Source organism: uncultured Shewanella sp. (assembly GCF_947495455.1).
Taxonomy (GTDB): Bacteria; Pseudomonadota; Gammaproteobacteria; order Enterobacterales; family Shewanellaceae; genus Shewanella.
In genome coordinates this window covers 1-334 of the sequence record NZ_CANLZC010000284.1, presented here as the reverse complement: position 1 = coordinate 334, position 334 = coordinate 1, and the positions used below count along the sequence as shown (strand labels likewise).

General features: G+C 44.0%; 1 protein-coding gene. It reads right to left on the bottom strand.

Features of this window, described 5'->3' with window-relative positions; all coding sequences use genetic code 11:
- Positions 1-78: 78 nt before the first annotated feature.
- A complete protein-coding gene (locus tag Q0791_RS25330; protein WP_366942504.1) occupies positions 79-201 on the bottom strand; it encodes a GMC family oxidoreductase N-terminal domain-containing protein in 123 nt (40 codons plus the stop codon).
- Positions 202-334: the final 133 nt, after the last annotated feature.

Below are 334 nucleotides of genomic sequence, written 5' to 3'. Positions count from 1 at the left end.
CTTAGAATGACTAGGCACGCTGTTCAAAGCCTTGCCTAAAAGGCTTTTAATTCCAGCTGAATCCTGCATCTTCAAGTTTCACGGGTATAAATGCCAGTCATCATAATCTTGGGCTTGCCCACGCATGTAAATCATACCATTAATACTTGAGCAGCCTCCCAAGACTCGGCCACGAGCATAAGGAATACTTCGTCCATTCAACCCTACTTGAGGAGTCGTATGATAGCACCAATCAGTTTTGGGGTGACCTAAGGTATACGGCGTTGTTGCTTAAATCTAAGGAACCATTTGGTCATTCTGTGATCTGATCTTGTCAGTACGAAAACGAGACAGA